General features: G+C 57.2%; 32 protein-coding genes. 1 reads left to right on the forward strand and 31 read right to left on the reverse strand.

All coding sequences use genetic code 11. The features are described 5' to 3' along the window. The first annotated feature begins 109 nt into the window (after positions 1-109). Positions 110-1,024, forward strand: a complete 915-nt coding sequence (locus QUG01_RS15185; protein ID WP_500830859.1) for a glutaminase — start codon at positions 110-112, stop codon at positions 1,022-1,024. Between the two features lie 89 nt (positions 1,025-1,113). On the opposite strand, the gene rplQ is transcribed toward QUG01_RS15185, so the two are convergent. From rplQ to fusA, 31 genes are all read right to left on the reverse strand, one after another. Next, a complete protein-coding gene (rplQ, locus tag QUG01_RS15190) occupies positions 1,114-1,509 on the reverse strand; it encodes a 50S ribosomal protein L17 (protein ID WP_011137706.1) in 396 nt (131 codons plus the stop codon). Between the two features lie 24 nt (positions 1,510-1,533). After that, entirely contained in the window at positions 1,534-2,517 is a 984-nt protein-coding gene (locus tag QUG01_RS15195) for a DNA-directed RNA polymerase subunit alpha (RefSeq protein WP_043627098.1), read from the reverse strand. A gap of 23 nt (positions 2,518-2,540) precedes the next feature. Beyond that, the gene (gene rpsD, locus QUG01_RS15200) at positions 2,541-3,161 is read right to left on the reverse strand and encodes a 30S ribosomal protein S4 (protein ID WP_043627100.1); all 621 of its coding nucleotides are present in this window, start codon (positions 3,159-3,161) and stop codon (positions 2,541-2,543) included. An 18-nt stretch (positions 3,162-3,179) separates the two neighbouring features. Next, positions 3,180-3,575, reverse strand: a complete 396-nt coding sequence (rpsK, locus tag QUG01_RS15205) for a 30S ribosomal protein S11 (RefSeq protein ID WP_011137709.1) — start codon at positions 3,573-3,575, stop codon at positions 3,180-3,182. A gap of 18 nt (positions 3,576-3,593) precedes the next feature. Continuing rightward, positions 3,594-3,956, reverse strand: a complete 363-nt coding sequence (gene rpsM, locus QUG01_RS15210) for a 30S ribosomal protein S13 (RefSeq protein WP_043627102.1) — start codon at positions 3,954-3,956, stop codon at positions 3,594-3,596. Between the two features lie 70 nt (positions 3,957-4,026). Next, the gene (gene rpmJ / locus QUG01_RS15215) at positions 4,027-4,140 is read right to left on the reverse strand and encodes a 50S ribosomal protein L36 (RefSeq protein WP_011137711.1); all 114 of its coding nucleotides are present in this window, start codon (positions 4,138-4,140) and stop codon (positions 4,027-4,029) included. 36 nt (positions 4,141-4,176) lie between these two features. After that, positions 4,177-4,395 (reverse strand): translation initiation factor IF-1, encoded by a 219-nt coding sequence (infA, locus tag QUG01_RS15220; RefSeq protein WP_031296780.1) that lies wholly within the window; start codon positions 4,393-4,395, stop codon positions 4,177-4,179. Between the two features lie 23 nt (positions 4,396-4,418). After that, a complete protein-coding gene (secY, locus tag QUG01_RS15225) occupies positions 4,419-5,738 on the reverse strand; it encodes a preprotein translocase subunit SecY (protein WP_043627105.1) in 1,320 nt (439 codons plus the stop codon). Between the two features lie 11 nt (positions 5,739-5,749). Beyond that, a complete protein-coding gene (gene rplO / locus QUG01_RS15230) occupies positions 5,750-6,181 on the reverse strand; it encodes a 50S ribosomal protein L15 (protein WP_043627107.1) in 432 nt (143 codons plus the stop codon). A gap of 3 nt (positions 6,182-6,184) precedes the next feature. Continuing rightward, positions 6,185-6,370, reverse strand: a complete 186-nt coding sequence (gene rpmD / locus QUG01_RS15235) for a 50S ribosomal protein L30 (protein WP_043627110.1) — start codon at positions 6,368-6,370, stop codon at positions 6,185-6,187. Continuing rightward, positions 6,363-6,881, reverse strand: coding sequence for a 30S ribosomal protein S5 (rpsE, locus tag QUG01_RS15240; RefSeq protein WP_071109264.1), 519 nt, complete (start codon positions 6,879-6,881; stop codon positions 6,363-6,365). Before rpsE ends, rpmD begins: the two co-directional genes overlap by 8 nt. Positions 6,882-6,894: 13 nt before the next feature. Continuing rightward, positions 6,895-7,248 carry a 50S ribosomal protein L18 gene (rplR, locus tag QUG01_RS15245; protein WP_043627115.1) on the reverse strand — a complete coding sequence of 118 codons (354 nt, stop codon included), beginning with the start codon at positions 7,246-7,248 and terminating at the stop codon, positions 6,895-6,897. A gap of 13 nt (positions 7,249-7,261) precedes the next feature. After that, the gene (gene rplF, locus QUG01_RS15250) at positions 7,262-7,795 is read right to left on the reverse strand and encodes a 50S ribosomal protein L6 (RefSeq protein WP_103317550.1); all 534 of its coding nucleotides are present in this window, start codon (positions 7,793-7,795) and stop codon (positions 7,262-7,264) included. A gap of 9 nt (positions 7,796-7,804) precedes the next feature. Continuing rightward, positions 7,805-8,200, reverse strand: coding sequence for a 30S ribosomal protein S8 (gene rpsH / locus QUG01_RS15255; RefSeq protein ID WP_043627120.1), 396 nt, complete (start codon positions 8,198-8,200; stop codon positions 7,805-7,807). 15 nt (positions 8,201-8,215) lie between these two features. Further along, the gene (rpsN, locus tag QUG01_RS15260) at positions 8,216-8,521 is read right to left on the reverse strand and encodes a 30S ribosomal protein S14 (RefSeq protein ID WP_500830860.1); all 306 of its coding nucleotides are present in this window, start codon (positions 8,519-8,521) and stop codon (positions 8,216-8,218) included. A gap of 4 nt (positions 8,522-8,525) precedes the next feature. Continuing rightward, positions 8,526-9,065, reverse strand: coding sequence for a 50S ribosomal protein L5 (gene rplE, locus QUG01_RS15265; RefSeq protein WP_043627125.1), 540 nt, complete (start codon positions 9,063-9,065; stop codon positions 8,526-8,528). 9 nt (positions 9,066-9,074) lie between these two features. Beyond that, the gene (gene rplX / locus QUG01_RS15270; protein WP_011137722.1) at positions 9,075-9,389 is read right to left on the reverse strand and encodes a 50S ribosomal protein L24; all 315 of its coding nucleotides are present in this window, start codon (positions 9,387-9,389) and stop codon (positions 9,075-9,077) included. 9 nt (positions 9,390-9,398) lie between these two features. Next, positions 9,399-9,767 (reverse strand): 50S ribosomal protein L14, encoded by a 369-nt coding sequence (gene rplN / locus QUG01_RS15275; protein ID WP_043579386.1) that lies wholly within the window; start codon positions 9,765-9,767, stop codon positions 9,399-9,401. 205 nt (positions 9,768-9,972) lie between these two features. Next, positions 9,973-10,236, reverse strand: coding sequence for a 30S ribosomal protein S17 (rpsQ, locus tag QUG01_RS15280; protein ID WP_043627127.1), 264 nt, complete (start codon positions 10,234-10,236; stop codon positions 9,973-9,975). Between the two features lies 1 nt (position 10,237). Further along, on the reverse strand, positions 10,238-10,426 hold the full coding sequence (gene rpmC / locus QUG01_RS15285) for a 50S ribosomal protein L29 (protein ID WP_043627129.1): 189 nt from the start codon (positions 10,424-10,426) through the stop codon (positions 10,238-10,240). Beyond that, positions 10,426-10,842: a 50S ribosomal protein L16 gene (rplP, locus tag QUG01_RS15290; RefSeq protein ID WP_043627131.1), complete on the reverse strand. Its 417-nt coding sequence runs from the start codon at positions 10,840-10,842 to the stop codon at positions 10,426-10,428. The genes rpmC and rplP overlap by 1 nt, the downstream gene beginning before the upstream one ends. Further along, a complete protein-coding gene (rpsC, locus tag QUG01_RS15295) occupies positions 10,826-11,527 on the reverse strand; it encodes a 30S ribosomal protein S3 (RefSeq protein WP_103317548.1) in 702 nt (233 codons plus the stop codon). The genes rplP and rpsC overlap by 17 nt, the downstream gene beginning before the upstream one ends. A 10-nt stretch (positions 11,528-11,537) precedes the next feature. After that, entirely contained in the window at positions 11,538-11,867 is a 330-nt protein-coding gene (gene rplV / locus QUG01_RS15300) for a 50S ribosomal protein L22 (RefSeq protein WP_043627133.1), read from the reverse strand. Positions 11,868-11,876: 9 nt separating this feature from the next. Beyond that, complete coding sequence (gene rpsS, locus QUG01_RS15305; protein WP_011137729.1) at positions 11,877-12,155, reverse strand: 30S ribosomal protein S19; 279 nt, start codon at positions 12,153-12,155, stop codon at positions 11,877-11,879. Positions 12,156-12,161: 6 nt separating this feature from the next. Next, entirely contained in the window at positions 12,162-12,995 is an 834-nt protein-coding gene (gene rplB, locus QUG01_RS15310) for a 50S ribosomal protein L2 (protein ID WP_011137730.1), read from the reverse strand. Positions 12,996-13,006: 11 nt separating this feature from the next. Next, entirely contained in the window at positions 13,007-13,315 is a 309-nt protein-coding gene (gene rplW, locus QUG01_RS15315; RefSeq protein ID WP_019100830.1) for a 50S ribosomal protein L23, read from the reverse strand. Then, positions 13,312-13,932: a 50S ribosomal protein L4 gene (rplD, locus tag QUG01_RS15320; RefSeq protein WP_071109263.1), complete on the reverse strand. Its 621-nt coding sequence runs from the start codon at positions 13,930-13,932 to the stop codon at positions 13,312-13,314. The genes rplW and rplD overlap by 4 nt, the downstream gene beginning before the upstream one ends. Next, a complete protein-coding gene (rplC, locus tag QUG01_RS15325; protein ID WP_043627140.1) occupies positions 13,932-14,576 on the reverse strand; it encodes a 50S ribosomal protein L3 in 645 nt (214 codons plus the stop codon). Before rplC ends, rplD begins: the two co-directional genes overlap by 1 nt. Positions 14,577-14,734: 158 nt before the next feature. Continuing rightward, a complete protein-coding gene (gene rpsJ / locus QUG01_RS15330; protein WP_011137734.1) occupies positions 14,735-15,046 on the reverse strand; it encodes a 30S ribosomal protein S10 in 312 nt (103 codons plus the stop codon). Between the two features lie 18 nt (positions 15,047-15,064). Further along, positions 15,065-16,255, reverse strand: coding sequence for an elongation factor Tu (tuf, locus tag QUG01_RS15335; RefSeq protein ID WP_103317546.1), 1,191 nt, complete (start codon positions 16,253-16,255; stop codon positions 15,065-15,067). Between the two features lie 79 nt (positions 16,256-16,334). Next, a complete protein-coding gene (fusA, locus tag QUG01_RS15340) occupies positions 16,335-18,431 on the reverse strand; it encodes an elongation factor G (RefSeq protein WP_103317545.1) in 2,097 nt (698 codons plus the stop codon). Between the last annotated feature and the right edge of the window lie 25 nt (positions 18,432-18,456).

Raw genomic sequence — 18,456 nt, forward strand, 5'->3', positions numbered from 1 at the left:
CGTCGGACTGCGCGCCTTGCTTCCGGCCCAAATCGGCGCAAACGCGATCCACTCACCAAACGTCAACAGCCCCTAGACTGGCAGCCCAGGCCATGATTAAAATCTGTCGATGAATCTGCAAGCGCTTATTGAAGATATCCGGCAGCAAGTGCTGCCTTTCTACGATCAAGGCCGGGTAGCCGACTACATCCCCGCTCTGGCCTCGGTCGCCCCGCACCAGTTCGGCTTCGCCATCCATACGCTGGATGGGCAGCAATTCGCCTGCGGCGACGCCGACACGCCGTTTTCCATGCAAAGCATCAGCAAGGCCTTCATGCTGGCGCTGACGCTGCAAGCCGACGGGGAGACGCTGTGGCGCCATGTCGGCAAGGAACCGTCCGGCAACCCCTTCAACTCGCTGGTGCAGCTGGAATACGAGCACGGCATCCCGCGCAATCCCTTCATCAATGCCGGCGCCCTGGTCGTCACCGATCGCGCCATGGGCCACTTCGGCGACGCCCATCGCCATCTGCTGCATTGGCTGCGCCAGGAAACCGGCAACCCTAAGCTGGATGCCGATCCTGTCATTGCCGCATCGGAGCGCGAGCACGGCGACCGCAATGCGGCCTTGGCCCACTTCATGAAAAGTTACGGCAATATCGAACACGCGGTGCAGACCGTGCTGGAGCAATACTTCGATAGCTGCAGCATCGCTTTGACCTGCCGCGAGCTGGCGCGCGCCGGCCTCTTTCTCGCTAACCATGGCGTGTCGCCGCTGACCGGTGAACGATACCTGAGCCGCAGCCAGGCCAAACAGGTGAATGCCGTCATGTTGACCTGCGGCACCTACGATGCCGCTGGCGAATTCGCTTATCGTGTTGGCTTGCCGGTCAAGAGCGGCGTAGGCGGGGGCTTGCTGGCGGTGATCCCGGGCAAGATGAGCATCGCGGTATGGAGCCCGCAACTGGACAGCCGCGGCAATTCGGTGCTGGGTTTGGAGGCGCTGGATCGCTTTACCACGCAAACCGGCTTGTCTATCTTCTAGCTTTCGCGCCTGCGCGGACTATTGCGCCAGGCAGCAGGCATGAAAAAAGCCAGCTCAAGTGAGCTGGCTTTTTTCTGCAACTGCGTCGATTACTCGGCGGAGTTGTCTTCAACGGCAACGGCATCTTCCGGACGGTCCACCAGCTCTACCAGAGCCATCGGGGCGTTGTCGCCCTTGCGGAAACCGTACTTCAGGATACGCACGTAACCACCGTTGCGGGTAGCGTAGCGCGCGCCGAGCACGTCAAAGAGTTTAACCACGATTTCGCGGTCACGGGTGCGGTCGAACGCCAGACGACGGTTGGCGAGAGACGGCTTTTTGCCGAGCGTGATGAGCGGCTCGGCCACACGACGCAGTTCCTTGGCCTTCGGCAGCGTGGTCACGATAACTTCGTGCTTCAGCAGCGAGTTGGCCATGTTGCGCAGCATCGCCAGACGATGGCTGGTCGTGCGGTTCAGTTTACGATTACTGTAACGATGACGCATTGTTAATGTCCTTTAGTCTCAAACTTACGGCTTTTCCAGACCAGCCGGAGGCCAGTTCTCGAGCTTCATGCCGAGAGTCAGGCCCTTGGAAGCGAGAACTTCCTTGATCTCGTTCAGCGACTTGCGGCCGAGGTTCGGTGTCTTCAGAAGCTCGGTTTCGGTACGCTGGATCAGATCGCCGATGTAATAAATGTTCTCTGCTTTCAGGCAGTTGGCCGAACGGACCGTCAGTTCAAGATCGTCTACCGGACGCAGCAGGATCGGATCGATCGGCGGCGCCTTTTCAACGACTTCTTCAACCGCTGTGCCTTGGAGATCTGCAAAGATCGACAGCTGATCCATCAGGATGCGGGCTGCGTTGCGCACAGCCTGCTCCGGCTCGATGACGCCATTGGTCTCGATGTCGAGAACCAGGCGGTCGAGGTCGGTACGCTGTTCCACACGGGCGCTTTCCACAGCAAAGCTCACGCGGCGAACCGGCGAGAAGGAAGCGTCCAGTTGGATGGTACCGATGGAACGGTTGTCGTCATGGCTGGTGCGGACGGACACCGGCTGATAGCCGCGGCCCTTCTCCACCTTGACCTCCATGTCGATCTTGCCGCCAGCGGAGATGTGACAAATCACGTGTTCCGGATTGATCACTTCCACGTCGTGCGGCAGCTCGATATCGCTAGCCAAGACAGCGCCCTCGCCTTCCTTTTTCAAGGTCAGCACGACACTGTCGCGACCATGCAGCTTAAGCACTACGCCCTTGAGGTTGAGGAGGATGTCAACGACATCCTCCCGCACGCCATCAAGTGCGGAATACTCATGCAAAACGCCAGCGATAGTCACTTCGGTCGGAGCATAGCCCGGCATCGACGACAGCAGAATACGGCGCAGCGAATTGCCCAGGGTATGGGCGTAGCCGCGCTCGAACGGCTCCATCGACACGCGAGCGTGGGTGGCGGAAACCGGCTGTACGTCAATCAGACGAGGTTTCAGAAATTCCGAAGCGCTGTTTTGCATAGTCATTCCCTAAGAGCTAGCGATTACTTGGAGTAGAATTCCACAACGAGTTGTTCGTTGATATCGCTAGACAGTTCGGAACGTTCCGGAGCGGATTTGAAGACGCCTTCCATTTTCTTGGAGTCAACGGACACCCAAGTCGGGAAGCCGCCTTGCTCAGCCAGAGCCAGGCCTTCGACGATACGAGCCTGCTTCTTGGCTTTTTCGCGGACGGACACTACGTCACCGGCTTTAACCTGGTAGGACGGAATGTTCACAACCTGGCCGTTCACAACGATAGCCTTGTGGCTGACCAGCTGGCGCGCTTCGGCGCGAGTGGAGCCAAAGCCCATGCGATATACAACATTGTCCAGGCGGGACTCAAGCAGCTTCAGCAGGTTTTCACCCGTGGAGCCCTTGCGGCGAACAGCTTCCGCAAAGTAGTTGCGGAACTGACGCTCGAGTACGCCGTAGATGCGGCGGATTTTCTGCTTTTCACGCAGCTGAACGCCATAGTCGGACAGGCGGCCGCGACGGGCGCCATGCTGACCAGGAGCGGTGTCCAGTTTGCATTTGGAATCCAGTGCACGACGCGCGCTCTTCAGGAAAAGGTCGGTGCCTTCACGACGAGCGAGCTTACACTTCGGGCCAATATAACGTGCCATGTTCTCACACTCTCCGAATTAAATACGACGTTTTTTGGGCGGACGGCAACCGTTGTGCGGTACCGGCGTCACGTCGGAGATGCTGGTGATCTTGAAGCCCAGCGAGTTGAGTGCGCGAACAGCGGATTCACGACCCGGGCCCGGGCCTTTAATACGAACTTCGAGGTTCTTCACACCGTATTCTTGGGCAACTTTACCAGCGTGCTCTGCAGCTACCTGAGCGGCAAAGGGTGTACTCTTGCGCGAGCCCTTAAAACCAGCGCCGCCAGAGGTAGCCCAAGACAGTGCATTGCCTTGACGGTCGGTGATAGTGATGATGGTGTTGTTGAACGAAGCGTGCACGTGCACGATACCTTCGCTAACAGACTTGCGCACTTTTTTACGTACACGGACAGCTGTGTTTGCTTTAGCCATTCTCTGTGTTCCTTAAGATTACTTCTTGCCGGCGATCGCCTTACGCGGTCCCTTACGGGTACGCGCGTTAGTGCGAGTGCGCTGACCGCGGCACGGCAAGCCGCGACGATGGCGGAAGCCGCGATAGCAGCCCATGTCCATCAGACGCTTGATGCTCATGGTGATTTCGCGACGCAGGTCACCTTCAACGGTGAACTTAGCCACTTGATCACGCAGAGTTTCCATTTCAGCTTCAGTCAGATCCTTCACCTTGGTGGAGGGATTCACGCCAGCAGCAGCACAAATTTGCTGCGCGCGAGTCTGACCGATGCCGAAAATTGCCTGCAGGCCGATAACGGCATGCGCATGATTGGGGATATTTACCCCTGCAATACGGGCCATACTCTTTCCTTAAGCCTTAAGACCTTGAAAAGTTTGCGATTGTATCACGCAAATCCAGGTCTAACAAATGTTAGCCTTGCTTTTGCTTGTGACGCGGGTCCGTGCAGATCACGCGAACCACGCGATTGCGACGAATAATTTTGCAATTACGGCAAATCTTCTTTACAGAAGGCTGTACTCGCATGTTCAGATCCTTTCAAATCCTAAAAGAGCGAATGCGTTACTTCGCGCGGAACACAATTCGGGCGCGGGACAGATCGTATGGAGTCAACTCCACAGTCACCTTGTCACCTGGCAGGATGCGGATGTAGTGCATCCGCATCTTTCCAGAGATATGCCCGAGTACCACGTGTCCATTTTCGAGCTTGATCTTGAAAGTTGCGCTAGGCAAATTTTCCAAGATCTCGCCTTGCATCTGGATAGTGTCTTCCTTAGCCATATAACCCAGTGTGAACTCGTGTGTCAGCGGGTAAGGGCGTTGCCTTTGAAGTTAGCCTTCTTCAGCAAGCTCTCGTATTGATGCGACAACACATAGGACTGCACCTGCGCCATGAAGTCCATGGTCACCACCACCATGATCAGCAGCGATGTACCGCCGAAGTAGAACGGTACGTTCCACTTCAGGATCAGGAATTCCGGCATCAGGCAGACCAGCGTGATGTAGATCGCACCGATCAGTGTCAGCCGCAGGATGATCTTCTCAATGTAACGAGAAGTCTGCTCACCTGGACGGATGCCCGGGATGAACGCCCCGCTCTTCTTCAGGTTGTCAGCCGTTTCCTTCGGGCTGAAAACCAGCGCCGTGTAGAAATAGCAGAAGAAGATGATCGCCGCCGCGTACAGCAGCACATAGATCGGCTGACCCGGATGCAGCTTGTCAGCCACGCCCTTCAGCCAAGACATGTGCTCGCCCTGGCCAAACCAGCCGATAACGGTGGCCGGGAACAGGATGATGCTGGAGGCAAAGATCGGAGGAATCACCCCCGCCATGTTGAGCTTGAGCGGCAAATGCGTGCTCTGGCCCTGCATGACGCGGTTGCCCACCTGACGCTTGGCATAGTTCACCAGAACTTTGCGCTGGCCACGCTCGGCGTAGACCACCACGAAAGTCACCAGGATCACTGCGACAAACAGCAAGATGGCAAACGGAATGGGCAAAGAGCCCTGACTGGTCAGAGTCAGGGTTTTACCAATGGCAGCCGGAACACCTGAAGCGATACCCGCGCAGATGATCAACGAGATACCGTTGCCGATACCCCGCTCGGTGATCTGTTCACCCAACCACATCAAGAACATGGTACCGGTAACCAGACACACTACGGATGTCAGATAAAACTCCCACTGAGCAGTCATCACCAGGTTTGGCTGCTTGTACAACATCACCGCGATGCCGAAACTTTGGAAAGTCGCCAGCGCCACAGTGGCATAACGCGTGTACTGGGTTATCTTGCGACGTCCCGCATCGCCTTCCTTCTTCAGCTGTTTCAGCGTCGGAATCACTTCCGCCGCCAACTGCAGAATGATGGAAGCCGAGATATACGGCGTGATGCCCAGGGCAAACACGGTAAACCTCGAGAGGGCGCCGCCCGAGAACATGTTGAACATGTCGAGCAGGCCCGTCTGCGATGTGTGGAACAACTTCGCTAGCTCGGCAGGATTGACGCCCGGAACCGGAATGTGGGCACCGATACGGAAAACGATCAGCGCGCCAATCAGGAACCAGATGCGACGTTTCAGATCACCAAACTTATTGGCATTTGCCACTAGAGAAGTATTCGCCACAGATAAATGCCTTATTCAATACTGCCGCCGGCAGCTTCGATGGCAGCGCGGGCACCGGCGGTAGCGCCGATACCACGCAGTTTCACTGCGCGCTCAATCTTGCCGGACAGAACCACTTTGGCCACCAGGGCTTGAGCGGATACCAGACCAGCTTGCTTGAGAGACAGCAGATCGATTTCGTTGACCGGCAGCAGGTTCAGTTCGGACAGGCGAACCTCAGCAACCTTGCGAGCGGTCAGCGACTTGAAGCCACGCTTCGGCAGGCGACGTTGCAGCGGCATTTGACCGCCTTCGAAGCCAACCTTGTGGAAACCACCGGCACGGCTCTTCTGACCCTTGTGGCCGCGGCCGCAAGTTTTGCCCAGGCCGCTGCCAATGCCACGGCCGACACGGCGCTTGGCATGCTTGGCGCCGACGCCCGGTTGTACGGTGTTCAGCAGCATCTCTTAGCCCTCGAATTTGAGCAGGTAGCTGATCTTGTTGATCATGCCACGGTTTTCAGGGGTATCGAGCACTTCGACGGTCTGGCGGATCTTGCGCAGACCCAGACCACGGGCGCAAGCCTTGTGAGACTCCAGGCGACCGATCAGGCTCTTTACCAGAGTGACCTTGACAGTCTTGGCGTTACTCATGACCCACCCCCAGGATGTCCTCGACGCTCAGGCCACGCTTGGCAGCGATTTGCGCCGGGGTGTTGATGTTGCTCAGGCCATTCAGGGTTGCACGCACCACGTTGTACGGGTTGGTGGAACCATGAATCTTGGCCGAAACATTGTGAACACCCATTGCATCAAAGATCGCGCGCATCGGGCCGCCGGCCTTCACGCCGGTACCTTCTTTGGCCGGCTGGATGAAGACGGTGGTGGCACCGTGCTTGCCGATAACGGTGTGTTGCAGCGTACCGTTCTTCAGCGGGATCTTAACCATGTTGTGGCGGGCTTGTTCCATTGCCTTTTGTACGGCAACCGGAACTTCCTTGGAACGGCCCTTACCCATGCCGATACCGCCGTCGCCATCACCAACCACGGTCAGGGCGGAGAAAGCCATGATACGGCCGCCCTTAACCACTTTGGTGACGCGGTTGACGCTGATCATTTTCTCGACCAGACCGTCGCCGCGATCTTCCATTTCGTGCTTAGCCATTCTTCACTCCGAATTAGAATACGAGGCCGTGTTCGCGAGCGGCGTCAGCCAGGGCCTTCATGCGACCGTGGTATTTGAAACCGGAGCGGTCGAAGGCCACGTTCACGATGCCAGCGGCTTTTGCCTTTTCGGCAATGCGCTTGCCGATCACGGCCGCAGCTGCCACGTTGCCGCCATTGGCGAGTTCGGCGCGGACTTCTGCTTCCAGCGAAGATGCGCTGGCCAGTACCTTGCTGCCGGTCTCGTCAATGATCTGGGCGTAAATGTGGCTATTGGTGCGATGCACAGAGAGGCGCACCATCTTGAGCTCCGCAATCCGTGCACGGGTTTTACGTGCGCGGCGGAGTCGAGCTTGTTTCTTGTCCATGTCAGTGCCTCAGTTACTTCTTCTTGGTTTCTTTCAGAACCACAACCTCGTCGGCATAACGAACGCCCTTGCCCTTGTAGGGCTCCGGCGAGCGGTAAGCGCGGATTTCGGCTGCGACCTGACCAACGAGCTGCTTGTTAGCGCCCTTGACCAGAATCTCGGTCTGAGTCGGAGTCTCAACCTTGATGCCTTCGGGCATCTTGTGAGCCACCGGGTGCGAGAAACCCAGAGACAGGTTCAGGGTATCGCCTTGGGCTTGGGCACGATAGCCCACGCCGACCAGCTGCAGCTTCTTCTCGAAGCCCTTCGATACGCCGTTCACCATGTTGTTCAGCAGGGCACGCAGGGTGCCGGACATGGCACGTGCGAACTTGCTGTCGTTCTTGGCGGCGAAAGTCAGCTGGTTGTTGTCCAGCTTCACTTCCACGTCGTTGCACAGAGCGGTGCTCAGGGAGCCCAGGGCACCCTTAACAGTCACTTCTGCAGCGCCGAACTTCACTTCGACGCCGGCCGGGATGGCTACCGGATTCTTAGCTACGCGAGACATTTGACCCCCTTACGCCACGACGCAGAGCAGTTCGCCGCCGATACCGGCTGCGCGTGCCTTGCGATCGGTCATCACGCCCTTGGAGGTGGACAGAATCGCCACGCCCAGACCATTCATGACCTTCGGGATTTCGGTGGAGCCCTTGTACACGCGCAGGCCAGGACGGGATACGCGCTCGATGCGCTCGATCACCGGACGGCCAGCGTAGTACTTGAGCTGGATATCAAGAACAGGCTTCTTCTCTTCGCCGGCAACGGCGAAGTCTTCGATGTAGCCTTCTTCCTTCAGCACCTGCGCCAGCGCAACCTTCAGCTTCGAGCAAGGCATGGAAACCTTGACCTTGGAAGCGGTTTGGCCGTTGCGGATGCGGGTCAACATATCGGAAATAGGATCGTGCATGCTCATTCTATGTGTCTCCTATTACCAGCTGGCCTTCACAACACCCGGAATCTCGCCCTTCATGGCGATCTCACGCAGTTTGTTGCGACCCAGGCCGAATTTACGGAACACACCACGCGGACGACCGGTCACGGCGCAGCGACGACGCTGGCGAACCGGAGAAGCGTTGCGCGGCAGTTGCTGCAGTTGCAGGCGGGCGGCGAAACGCTCTTCTTCCGAGAGGTTCTGGTTGTTGATGGTGGCGATCAGGGCTTCACGCTTGGCAGCAAACTTAGTGGCCAGCTTGACGCGCTTTTCTTCACGGTTAATCAGTGCAAGTCGTGCCATGTGCTTAACCCTTGAACGGGAACTTGAACGCGGCCAGCAGAGCGCGGGCCTCTTCGTCAGTCTTCGCCGTGGTGGTGATAGTGATGTTCATACCACGCAGAGCATCGATCTTGTCGTACTCGATTTCCGGGAAGATGATCTGTTCTTTAACGCCCATGTTGTAGTTGCCACGGCCATCAAAGGACTTGGCAGATACACCACGGAAGTCGCGAACGCGCGGCAAAGCGATGGTTACCAGGCGGTCCAGGAACTCGTACATGCGTTCGCGACGCAGAGTCACCTTGCAACCTACCGGGTAGTTGTCGCGAATCTTGAAGCCTGCGATGGACTTGCGAGCGGTGGTGACAACCGGCTTCTGGCCGGCGATCTTTTCCAGGTCGCCCACGGCGAATTCCATTACCTTCTTATCGGCAACGGCTTCGCCCACGCCCATGTTCACGGTGATCTTCTCGATACGCGGAACTTGCATGATCGACTTGTAGCCGAACTGTTTCATCAGTTCTGGCACTACGCTGTCTTTGTAGAAATCGTAGAGACGTGCCATGTTAGCTCCTTAGGCGCCGATAACTTCGCCGCTGGACTTGAACACGCGCACCTTGCGGCCGTCTTCAAGAACCTTGAAGCCTACGCGGTCAGCCTTTTGGCTTGCCGGATTGAAAATCGCGACGTTGGAAGCATCGATGGGCATGGTCTTCTCGACGATGCCGCCAGCTACGCCACGTACCGGGTTCGGCTTCTGGTGTTTCTTGGCGACATTCACGCCTTCAACTACCAGCTTGGTTTCCAGAACACGCAGGACGGTACCGCGCTTGCCTTTGTCTTTACCGGTGATTACTACGACTTCATCACCTTTACGAATTTTGCGCATGTGACCTCCTTACAGCACTTCAGGAGCCAGCGATACGATCTTCATGAAGCGTTCGGTACGCAGTTCACGCGTAACGGGCCCGAAGATACGTGTGCCGATCGGCTCAAGCTTGTTGTTGAGCAGTACGGCAGCATTGCTGTCAAACTTGATCAAAGAGCCATCCGGACGGCGCACGCCTTTGGCAGTGCGTACCACGACCGCGTTGTATACGTCGCCTTTTTTGACGCGACCACGCGGAGCGGCATCCTTGATGCTCACCTTGATGATGTCACCTACGCTAGCATAGCGACGCTTGGAGCCACCCAGCACCTTGATGCACATAACGTGACGCGCACCAGTGTTGTCAGCGACCTCAAGCATGGTCTGCATTTGGATCATTTGAGATTACCTTTCTAATCCAACTTTATCCGTCACTTTCCACTGCCGTTAGCTTGGGCGCGATGCCAGGCTCGAACAGCGGAAACGCCACAGATCATTCTGTGGCGTATCAAACGGCCAGTTTTGGACCCCGTAAGGGCGGAACTCCTGCACGAAGAGTGCAGGAGATGGCCATTATACAGAGGACCGAGGTCCTCTGCAAGCTTTATACCTGGCGAGATTTCTCAACCAGGCCAGTTACCACCCACGATTTGGTCTTCGAGAGCGGGCGGGACTCGCTGATTACTACGATGTCGCCGGCCTTGAACTCGTTGTTTTCGTCGTGTGCGTGGAACTTCTTGGAGCGACGGATGATCTTGCCGTAGATCGGGTGCTTGACTTTGCGCTCGACCAGTACGGTCACGGTCTTATCCATCTTGTCGCTGACCACAACGCCGGTCAGCGTACGTACCACTTTGGTTTCGCTCATCTTAAACTGCCTTTTCTTTCAGAACGGTACGAACACGAGCGATGTCGCGACGCACTTTCTTCAGTTCAGAGGTCTTGGCGAGTTGCTGAGTAGCGTGCTGCATGCGCAGCGCAAACTGGGCCTTCAGCAGGCTCAGCAGTTCCGCCTTCAGCTCTTCAACAGTTTTGGCTTTCAGTTCGGACGCTTTCATTACTGACCTACCTGTTTGGTTACGAACACAGTGGCGATCGGCAACTTAGCTGCGGCCAGACGGAAAGCTTCGCGAGCGAGTTCCTCGGATACGCCATCCATTTCGTACAGCATCTTGCCAGGCTGAATCTCAGCCACATAGTACTCCGGAGAGCCCTTACCCCCGCCCATACGGACTTCGGCCGGCTTGGAGGTGATCGGTTTGTCCGGGAAGATACGGATCCAGATGCGACCGCCACGCTTGATGTGACGAGTCATCGCACGACGCGCAGCTTCGATCTGACGCGCGGTCAGACGACCACGACCAACAGCCTTCAGACCGAAATCACCAAAGCTCACCTTGTTGCCACGAGTGGCGATACCGGTGTTACGGCCTTTGTGCTGTTTGCGGTACTTGAGTCTAGTTGGCTGCAGCATTGCGGGCACCCTTTCTCATTTTCTTCTCGGGAGCTGCCGGCGTAGCCACTACTTGGCCCGGCTTCAGCTCGCCTTTGTATACCCATACCTTGATGCCGATGATACCGTAGGTAGTCTTGGCTTCGGAGGTAGCGTAATCCACGTCAGCGCGTAGGGTATGCAGCGGAACGCGGCCTTCGCGGTACCATTCGCTGCGAGCGATGTCGATACCGTTCAGACGACCGGACGACATGATCTTGATGCCTTCGGCACCCAGACGCATGGCGTTTTGCATGGCGCGTTTCATGGCGCGACGGAACATAACACGCTTTTCCAGCTGGGAAGCGATGCCGTCGGCGATGATTTGCGCGTCCAGTTCCGGCTTGCGAACTTCTTCGATGTTCACGTGAACCGGCACGCCCAGGCGCTTTTGCAGTTCTTGCTTCAGAACTTCAATGTCTTCGCCCTTCTTGCCAATCACCACGCCCGGACGGGCGCTGTGAATGGTGATGCGGGCGGACTTGGCCGGACGCTCGATGGTTACGCGGCCAACCGAAGCGTGACCCAGACGCTTCTTCAGGAATTCGCGAACTTCGATATCCTGCTTCAGCATTTCCGGGAAGTTCTGCGAAGACGCGAACCACTTGGAAGACCAGTTTTTGTTAACGGCAAGACGGAATCCCGTCGGATGAATCTTCTGACCCATTTCTTACCCCTTAATTGCCAACGGTCAACGAGATGTGGCAGGTCTGCTTTTCGATGCGATTGCCACGACCCTTAGCACGGGCAGTGAAACGCTTCAGACTAGCGCCCTTGTCAACAAAGATGCTGGTGACACGCAGGGTGTCGATGTCAGCGCCTTCGTTGTGTTCGGCGTTAGCGATTGCAGATTCCAGCACTTTCTTGATGATTACCGCGCCCTTCTTCGGGGAGAAGGCCAGGATATTCAGCGCCTGATCAACGGGCTTGCCGCGGACCAGATCGGCCACCAGACGACACTTTTGTGCCGACAGGCGAACACTTTTCAGATTTGCAGATACTCTCATCGCTTCACCTTACTTCTTCTTCGCCTTCTTATCGGCAGCATGGCCTTTGAAGGTGCGAGTCAGCGAGAATTCACCCAGTTTGTGGCCGACCATGTTTTCAGAAACATAGACGGGAACGTGAGTGCGACCGTTGTGTACAGCGATGGTCAAACCAATGAAGTCCGGCAGGATGGTCGAACGACGGGACCAGGTCTTGATCGGACGCTTGTCGCTGGTTGCCCGTACCGCATCTACCTTCTTCAGGAGATGCAGGTCAACGAACGGGCCTTTTTTCTGCGAACGTGCCATTGTCAATTACCCTTTGTTGGAATAGCGACGGCGTACGATCATGTTGTCGGTACGCTTGTTGCGACGGGTACGGAAGCCCTTAGCCGGAGTGCCCCATGGGCTAACCGGTACGCGGCCTTCGCCAGTGCGGCCTTCACCACCACCGTGCGGGTGATCGATCGGGTTCATCGCCGTACCGCGAACGGTCGGACGGATGCCGCGCCAACGAGTCGCACCGGCCTTGCCCAGCTTGCGCAGGGAGTGCTCTTCGTTACCCACTTCGCCAACGGTCGCACGGCAATCGACGTGCACCAGGCGGATCTCGCCAGAGCGCAGACGCAGTTGAGCGTACACGCCTTCACGAGCCAGCAGCATTGCAGAAGCGCCAGCGGAACGAACCATCTGAGCGCCCTTGCCGGGTTGCATTTCCACGCAGTGGATAGTGGTACCCACCGGGATGTTGCGGATCGGCAGAGCGTTACCGGCCTTGATCGGAGCCTCGGAACCGGACAGCAGAACCGCGCCCACCTTCACGCCACGCGGGGCGATGATGTAGCGGCGCTCGCCATCGGCGTAGCACAACAGAGCGATGTGGGCAGTGCGGTTCGGATCGTATTCGATGCGTTCCACTTTTGCCGGGATGCCATCCTTGTTGCGACGGAAGTCGATCAGACGGTAGTGCTTCTTGTGGCCACCACCGCGATGACGCGTGGTGATGTGACCATTGTGATTGCGACCACCGGTGGAGTTTTTCTTCTCAACCAGGGCAGCGTGCGGAGCACCCTTGTGCAGGTCAGGGTTTACCACCTTGACGACAGCACGGCGACCCGCGGAAGTCGGTTTTACCTTAACGATAGGCATGCTCTATCTCCTTACTCCGCCGCGGCCGGGGTAGCGGTCAGGTCGATTTCTTGACCTTCAACCAGGCTAACGTAGGCCTTTTTCCAGTCACTGCGACGACCGATGCTACGGCCGAAACGCTTAACCTTGCCCTTGACGTTCACAGTGGAAACGCCTTCAACTTTTACGTTGAACAGCATTTCAACAGCGGCCTTGATTTCCGGCTTGGTTGCGTCTTTAGCAACACGGAACGCCATTTGCTGGTTCTTCTCAGCAATCATGGTGCTCTTTTCGGAAACGATCGGAGCAAGGATTACTTGCAACAGACGTTCTTGGTTCATGCCCACTGCTCCTCCAGTTGCTTCACGGCGTCGCGGGTGATCACGGTCTTCTTGAAGCGCAGCAGGCTGTACGGGTCAGCTTGTTGAGCTTCGATAACCAGCACGTTCGGCAGGTTACGGGAAGACAGATACAGGTTTTCGTTCAGCTCGCCAGTGATGAACAGAGCTTGCTCCAGACCCATCGGCTGCACAGTACCCACGAATTCCTTGGTCTTCGGGCTGGCTACATTGAGCTCGTCCACGATGATCAGACGCTCGTCACGCACCAGTTGCGACAGGATAGCTGCCATGCCAGCGCGGAACATCTTGCGGTTGATCTTCTGGGTGAAGTTCTCGTCCGGCTTGTTCGGGAAGGCGCGGCCACCACCACGACGGTTCGGGGTGGAAGTCATACCTGCACGAGCGTTACCAGTGCCCTTCTGACGGAACGGCTTCTTGGTCGAGTGCTTCACTTCGGCACGAGTCAGCTGGGCACGGTTGCCGCTACGGGCGTTCGCCAGGAACGCGGTAACAACTTGGTGTACCAGAGCTTCGTTGTAGTCGCGGCCGAACAGGGAGTCGGACACTTGCAGGCTACCAACAGCCTTGCCTTGGGTATTGATTACATTCAATTCCATCACGCACCCGCTTTCACGCTAGGACGCACGACTACGTCGCCGTTCTTGGCACCCGGGACTGCGCCCTTAACCAGGATCAGCTGACGCTCGGCGTCGATACGAACGATCTCGAGGCACTGAACCGTGCTCTTGACGTTACCGTACTGACCGGCCATGCGCTTACCCGGGAATACACGACCCGGATCCTGAGCTTGACCAATGGAACCCGGCGTATTGTGCGAACGCGAGTTACCGTGGGAAGCACGGTTGGAAGAGAAGTTGTGACGCTTGATCACACCGGAGAAGCCCTTACCCTTGGAGGTACCGGTCACATCAACCAGTTGACCAACGGAGAAGGTTTCAACAGCGACAGCATCGCCCAGCTTCAGGTTGGAGACAGCTTCGGCGGACAGAGCGAACTCTACCAGAACCTCACCTGCTTCAACGCCGGCTTTGGCGAAGTGGCCGGCTGCAGCCTTGTTTACACGATTGGCCTTCTTGGAGCCAAAAGTGACCTGAACGGCATTGTAGCCGTCAGTTTCTGCAGTTTTGATTTGCGTGACGCGGTTAGCGGACATGTCCAGCACAGTTACCGGGATGGTTGCGCCATCTTCGGCAAAAATGCGGGTCATGCCGACTTTGCGACCGACAAGACCTAAACTCATGTTTATTTCCTTTTTCAGGCGCCGATTGCGATTGACCGGCATAAAAAACACGACATAAAAAACAAAAACGGACTCGCCTAAATGGCGAGTCCGCTAATGTATCACAGAAAATTCAAGAATCGCAAGCACTTAGCCTGCAAACCCTTGAACTTAAGCGATTACTGCAGCTTGATTTCCACATCCACACCGGCCGGCAGGTCGAGCTTCATCAGAGCATCAACAGTCTTGTCGGTCGGGTCTACGATGTCCATCAGACGCAGGTGAGTGCGGATTTCCAGCTGGTCGCGGGAAGTCTTGTTCACGTGCGGGGAGCGCAGAACGTTGAAACGCTCGATCTTGGTCGGCAGCGGAACTGGGCCCTTGACTACGGCGCCGGTACGCTTAGCGGTTTCAACGATTTCCTGAGCGGAACGATCGATCAGGTTGTAATCGAACGCCTTCAGGCGGATGCGGATCTTTTGGCTAGACATGAAAAATCTCCGCTTCCGTTACTTGAGGATCTTGGCAACCACGCCGGCGCCGACGGTACGGCCGCCTTCGCGGATAGCGAAGCGCAGACCTTCTTCCATGGCGATCGGTGCGATCAGTTCAACGGAGATTTCCACGTTGTCGCCCGGCATTACCATTTCCACGCCTTCAGCCAGCTTGATCGCGCCGGTCACGTCGGTCGTACGGAAGTAGAACTGCGGACGGTAGTTCGCGAAGAACGGGGTGTGACGGCCACCTTCGTCCTTGGACAGCACGTACACGGAAGCTTGGAACTCGGTGTGCGGGGTGATGGAACCCGGCTTGGCCAGTACTTGGCCACGCTCCACGTCTTCACGCTTGGTGCCGCGCAGCAGCACACCCACGTTGTCGCCGGCTTGACCTTGGTCCAGCAGCTTGCGGAACATTTCCACGCCGGTGCAGGTGGTCTTCACGGTAGCCTTCAGGCCCACGATTTCCAGCTCTTCGCCGACCTTGACGATGCCGCGCTCGACGCGACCGGTCACCACGGTGCCGCGGCCAGAGATCGAGAACACGTCTTCGATCGGCAGCAGGAACGGCTTGTCGATGGCGCGTTCCGGAGTCGGGATGTAGGAGTCCAGAGCAGCAGCCAGACGGAAGATGGACGGTTCACCCATTTCGGACTGGTCGCCTTCCAGCGCCAGACGAGCGGAGCCGATCACGATCGGGGTGTCGTCGCCCGGGAAGTCGTAGGAAGACAGCAGATCGCGCACTTCCATTTCCACCAGTTCCAGCAGCTCAGCATCGTCAACCAGGTCAGCCTTGTTCAGGTAAACGATGATGTACGGCACGCCAACCTGACGGGACAGCAGGATGTGTTCGCGGGTTTGCGGCATCGGACCGTCAGCGGCCGAGCAAACCAGGATAGCGCCGTCCATCTGGGCAGCACCGGTAATCATGTTCTTAACGTAGTCGGCGTGACCCGGGCAGTCTACGTGAGCGTAGTGGCGCGCTTCGGTTTCGTATTCAACGTGCGCGGTATTGATGGTGATACCACGAGCCTTCTCTTCCGGCGCGCTGTCGATCTGGGAGTAATCCTTAGCTTCGCCACCGAACTTCTTGGACAGAATGGTGGTGATAGCGGCGGTCAGGGTGGTCTTACCGTGGTCCACGTGACCGATGGTGCCTACGTTTACGTGCGGTTTGGTCCGCTCAAACTTTTCTTTTGCCATTTTGCAAAAATCCTTAATTAAAGAACATTAGATCGGGACTGGCCGGACAAATCGAGATGCCAGCCAGCCTCAGCGCGCATTACTTCTTGGCGGCCATTACGGCTTCAGCAACGTGCTTCGGAGCCTCGGAGTAGTGCTTGAACTCCATGGAGTACGTCGCACGGCCCTGGGTCGCGGAACGCAGGTCGGTGGAGTAACCGAACATCTCGGCCAGCGGTACTTCGGCCTTGATCTTCTTGCCACCCAAACCGTCATCGTCCATGCCTTGAACCATGCCGCGGCGACGGTTCAGGTCGCCCATCACGTCACCCATGTACTCTTCCGGAGTTTCCACTTCCACGGCCATCATCGGCTCGAGAATGCACGGACCGGCGCGGCGCATGGCTTCCTTGAATGCCAGCGAGCCTGCCAGTTCGAACGCGATCTGCGAGGAGTCGACGTCGTGGTAGGAACCGAAGGTCAGACGCACAGTCACGTCCACCACCGGGAAGCCGGCAAGGATACCGCTACCCAGAGTGTTCTGGATACCCTTGTCGACGGACGGAATGAATTCACGCGGAATCACGCCACCCTTGATCTCGTCGAAGAACTTGTAGCCCTGGCCTTCGCCGGACGGTTCCAACGTGATCACGGCATGACCGTACTGACCCTTACCACCAGACTGCTTAACGTGCTTACCTTCAACATCGGTAACCGTCTTGGTGATGGTTTCGCGGTAGGCCACTTGCGGAGCGCCGACGTTGGCTTCCACGCCGAATTCGCGCTTCATGCGGTCAACCAGAATTTCCAGGTGCAGTTCGCCCATACCGGAAATGATGGTTTGGCCGGATTCTTCGTCGGTACGCACGCGGAACGACGGGTCTTCCTTGGCCAGGCGGTTCAGGGCCACGCCCATCTTTTCCTGGTCGGCCTTGGTCTTCGGCTCAACGGCGACGTGAATCACCGGATCCGGGAACTCCATGCGCTCCAGGATGATTTCCGCGTCAACGGCGCACAGGGTTTCACCAGTGGTGACTTCCTTCAGGCCGATGGCGGCGGCGATGTCGCCGGCGCGCACTTCGTCGATTTCCTTACGGTCGTTGGCGTGCATCTGCACGATACGGCCGATACGCTCTTTCTTGCCCTTGACCGAGTTCAGCACGGTGTCGCCGGACTTCACCACGCCGGAGTAGACGCGGAAGAAGGTCAGCTGGCCCACGTACGGGTCGTTCATCAGCTTGAACGCCAGAGCCGAGAACGGCTCTTCGTCGGAAGCGTGACGCTCGGCTTCCACGCCGTCGGTTTCGCCCTTGATCGCCGGAACTTCAACCGGCGACGGCAGCAGTTCAATCACGGCGTCCAGCATGCGCTGAACACCCTTGTTCTTGAACGCGGAGCCGCACAGCATCGGCTGGATTTCGCACTTCAGGGTACGCTCGCGCAGACCGGCGATGATTTCTTCCTCGGTCAGCGCTTCGCCGCCCAAGTACTTGTCCATCATCTCGTCGCTGACTTCGGCAGCGGCTTCGACCATCTTCTCGCGCCATTCTTCGGCAACGGCAACCAGGTCGGCCGGGATTTCGCCATATTCGAACTTCATGCCTTGCGAGGCTTCGTCCCAAATGATGGCTTTCATCTTCAGCAGGTCAACCACGCCGCTGAAACCGTCTTCAGCGCCGATCGGCACCACGATAGGCACCGGATTGCCGCGCAGACGGGTTTTCACCTGTTCTACGGCACGGAAGAAGTTGGCACCTTGACGGTCCATCTTGTTCACGAAGGCAATACGCGGAACCTTGTACTTGTTAGCCTGACGCCATACGGTTTCAGACTGCGGCTGCACGCCGCCCACAGCGCAGTACACCATCACGGCGCCGTCCAGAACGCGCATGGAACGCTCCACCTCAATGGTGAAGTCCACGTGTCCCGGGGTGTCGATGATGTTGAAACGGTGCTCGGGGAATTGCATCCCCATGCCCTTCCAGAACGTGGTGGTGGCGGCGGAGGTGATGGTGATGCCACGCTCCTGCTCTTGCTCCATCCAGTCCATGGTAGCGGCGCCGTCGTGAACCTCGCCGATCTTGTGGTTCACACCGGTGTAAAACAGAATACGCTCGGTAGTAGTCGTCTTACCGGCGTCAATGTGAGCGGAGATACCGATATTACGGTAGCGCTCGATGGGGGTTTTCCGTGCCACGGTTTACACCTTAAAAAGTGAACTA

It is taken from the genome of Chromobacterium sp. CCUG 76385, from assembly GCF_059916625.1.

Bases quoted from the DNA above. Each gene is read 5' to 3' on its own strand.
- rpsQ (WP_043627127.1), bottom strand. From the start codon at position 10,236: ATGAGCGAAACCAAAGTGGTACGTACGCTGACCGGCGTTGTGGTCAGC.
- rpmJ (WP_011137711.1), bottom strand. From the start codon at position 4,140: ATGCGAGTACAGCCTTCTGTAAAGAAGATTTGCCGTAATTGCAAAATT.
- rplW (WP_019100830.1), bottom strand. From the start codon at position 13,315: ATGAACCAAGAACGTCTGTTGCAAGTAATCCTTGCTCCGATCGTTTCC.
- rpsM (WP_043627102.1), bottom strand. From the start codon at position 3,956: ATGGCCCGTATTGCAGGGGTAAATATCCCCAATCATGCGCATGCCGTT.
- rpsK (WP_011137709.1), bottom strand. From the start codon at position 3,575: ATGGCTAAAGCAAACACAGCTGTCCGTGTACGTAAAAAAGTGCGCAAG.
- rplB (WP_011137730.1), bottom strand. From the start codon at position 12,995: ATGCCTATCGTTAAGGTAAAACCGACTTCCGCGGGTCGCCGTGCTGTC.
- rplC (WP_043627140.1), bottom strand. From the start codon at position 14,576: ATGAGTTTAGGTCTTGTCGGTCGCAAAGTCGGCATGACCCGCATTTTT.
- rpsD (WP_043627100.1), bottom strand. From the start codon at position 3,161: ATGGCACGTTATATTGGCCCGAAGTGTAAGCTCGCTCGTCGTGAAGGC.
- rplV (WP_043627133.1), bottom strand. From the start codon at position 11,867: ATGAGAGTATCTGCAAATCTGAAAAGTGTTCGCCTGTCGGCACAAAAG.
- rpsH (WP_043627120.1), bottom strand. From the start codon at position 8,200: ATGAGCATGCACGATCCTATTTCCGATATGTTGACCCGCATCCGCAAC.
- rpmC (WP_043627129.1), bottom strand. From the start codon at position 10,426: ATGAAAGCGTCCGAACTGAAAGCCAAAACTGTTGAAGAGCTGAAGGCG.
- rplE (WP_043627125.1), bottom strand. From the start codon at position 9,065: ATGGCACGTCTCTACGATTTCTACAAAGACAGCGTAGTGCCAGAACTG.
- rpsE (WP_071109264.1), bottom strand. From the start codon at position 6,881: ATGGCTAAGCACGAAATGGAAGATCGCGGCGACGGTCTGGTCGAGAAA.
- tuf (WP_103317546.1), bottom strand. From the start codon at position 16,255: ATGGCAAAAGAAAAGTTTGAGCGGACCAAACCGCACGTAAACGTAGGC.
- rplD (WP_071109263.1), bottom strand. From the start codon at position 13,932: ATGGAATTGAATGTAATCAATACCCAAGGCAAGGCTGTTGGTAGCCTG.
- QUG01_RS15195 (WP_043627098.1), bottom strand. From the start codon at position 2,517: ATGCAAAACAGCGCTTCGGAATTTCTGAAACCTCGTCTGATTGACGTA.
- rpsC (WP_103317548.1), bottom strand. From the start codon at position 11,527: ATGGGTCAGAAGATTCATCCGACGGGATTCCGTCTTGCCGTTAACAAA.
- rplR (WP_043627115.1), bottom strand. From the start codon at position 7,248: ATGGACAAGAAACAAGCTCGACTCCGCCGCGCACGTAAAACCCGTGCA.
- rplF (WP_103317550.1), bottom strand. From the start codon at position 7,795: ATGTCTCGCGTAGCTAAGAATCCGGTAGCCATCCCGGCCGGCGTCGAA.
- rpsS (WP_011137729.1), bottom strand. From the start codon at position 12,155: ATGGCACGTTCGCAGAAAAAAGGCCCGTTCGTTGACCTGCATCTCCTG.
- rplP (WP_043627131.1), bottom strand. From the start codon at position 10,842: ATGCTGCAGCCAACTAGACTCAAGTACCGCAAACAGCACAAAGGCCGT.
- QUG01_RS15185 (WP_500830859.1), top strand. From the start codon at position 110: ATGAATCTGCAAGCGCTTATTGAAGATATCCGGCAGCAAGTGCTGCCT.
- infA (WP_031296780.1), bottom strand. From the start codon at position 4,395: ATGGCTAAGGAAGACACTATCCAGATGCAAGGCGAGATCTTGGAAAAT.
- rplO (WP_043627107.1), bottom strand. From the start codon at position 6,181: ATGCTGCTGAACACCGTACAACCGGGCGTCGGCGCCAAGCATGCCAAG.
- rpsJ (WP_011137734.1), bottom strand. From the start codon at position 15,046: ATGTCTAGCCAAAAGATCCGCATCCGCCTGAAGGCGTTCGATTACAAC.
- rpsN (WP_500830860.1), bottom strand. From the start codon at position 8,521: ATGGCACGACTTGCACTGATTAACCGTGAAGAAAAGCGCGTCAAGCTG.
- rplQ (WP_011137706.1), bottom strand. From the start codon at position 1,509: ATGCGTCATCGTTACAGTAATCGTAAACTGAACCGCACGACCAGCCAT.
- rplX (WP_011137722.1), bottom strand. From the start codon at position 9,389: ATGCGCAAAATTCGTAAAGGTGATGAAGTCGTAGTAATCACCGGTAAA.
- rplN (WP_043579386.1), bottom strand. From the start codon at position 9,767: ATGATCCAAATGCAGACCATGCTTGAGGTCGCTGACAACACTGGTGCG.
- rpmD (WP_043627110.1), bottom strand. From the start codon at position 6,370: ATGAGTAACGCCAAGACTGTCAAGGTCACTCTGGTAAAGAGCCTGATC.